Source organism: Ectobacillus funiculus (assembly GCF_004138295.1).
GTDB classification, from domain to species: domain Bacteria; phylum Bacillota; class Bacilli; order Bacillales; family Bacillaceae_G; genus Ectobacillus; species Ectobacillus funiculus.
In genome coordinates, this window is sequence record NZ_SCFM01000122.1 from 1 (window position 1) to 1,423 (window position 1,423).

Sequence of the window (1,423 nt, forward strand, 5' to 3'; positions counted from 1 at the left end):
ACTTCAAGACGCGCAGCGGATAAGTGGTGGGTAGTTCACTGACAGCATTAATTGATAATGGATTCTTAACTTCAATATTTGTAACGCTTATTGGAATTCTCTCGCTTGTGTATGTCCTTATCTAACCGAGGACTGCATCCTGATAGCAAAGCGAACACGAGACTGTTTAACTGGAGGATGTTTTTTGTAGACTCCTAGATACATTGAATTCCGATAATGCGGGATTATGTTACCTCCCATGAATATCCTGTGCATCCAATTTTTATAACAAATAACTTCTTCCAGTTGTTAAAATTAAAGAAAAAGGGAGCTGTTACTATAGAAAAAACATTTGATTTTTATATAGACGAGGAAACAGAAAAATGTATAATAACCAAGCTTCGGACTGCTGGTTGTGTTTTTGCAGAAGATGAGGCACAATTGCTTATCTCAGAAGCACAAACACCAGAAATACTAGCCGATATGCTGGAACAACGAATAGCCGGTCTTCCCTTAGAACACATCATCGGTTGGGCAAATTTCTGTGGTCTTCGGATAGTGGTAGAACCAGGTGTTTTCGTCCCTCGTCGCCGTACCGAGTTTCTTGTCCAACAGGCAGCTCAATTTGCTATGCCGAGAGATATCATAGTTGACTTATGCTGTGGTACGGGTTCGGTGGGTACCGCACTGGCTACAATCCTAGAACAGATCGAGTTGTATGCGGTTGACATAGACCCCGCCGCAGTGCGATGTGCCCAGCGCAATATTAATTGGATAAATAGTAACGTGTACGAAGGTGATCTCTACCGTCCACTTCCGACTAAACTACGTGGTTACGTCCAAATCTTGATCGCAAACGTACCCTACGTACCTACTGGGGCAATTAAGCTGTTACCTCAGGAAGCCCGTAAACATGAGGCGAGGGTTGCACTCGACGGTGGGGAGGATGGGCTGGACATTCAGAGGAGGGTGGCTAATGAAGCACTACTCTGGCTAGCGCCCGGCGGCCATCTACTTGTCGAGACTAGCCAACGACAGGCATTGCAAACCGTTGAGATATTTGCTCAAAATGGACTAATCCCACAGGTGACAAATTGTGATGAACTTGACGCTACTGTCGTAATCGGAACTAGACCATTCCTTTAGAATGAATACGGACAGCTGGAGGTTACCACGAATAAAAGCCGAAGAATCTATGAATTCCTAAGATTTTATCCGTACTTTCGATATCGTGAATTATGTTAATATGAAGCTCCTCCAGATCTTTACTGGAGGTTTTTTATAGGTTGCTAGATACATTGAATTCCGATAATAAGGGCTTATGTAATTTGACAAGTATACAATATGCATAAATTTTATTCTTTTTTGGAAACGTAAAATTGTACTGTTTATAAGAAAACATATGGAAAAATTAGAAATAATGAACCTTCTGAAAGTAGTAATC

1 protein-coding gene is annotated in these 1,423 nt (G+C 41.7%); it reads left to right on the plus strand.

The window, feature by feature from the left end; genetic code table 11:
* The first annotated feature begins 342 nt into the window (after positions 1-342).
* The gene (locus EP737_RS25125) at positions 343-1,125 is read left to right on the plus strand and encodes a putative protein N(5)-glutamine methyltransferase (protein ID WP_129732143.1); all 783 of its coding nucleotides are present in this window, start codon (positions 343-345) and stop codon (positions 1,123-1,125) included.
* Positions 1,126-1,423: the final 298 nt, after the last annotated feature.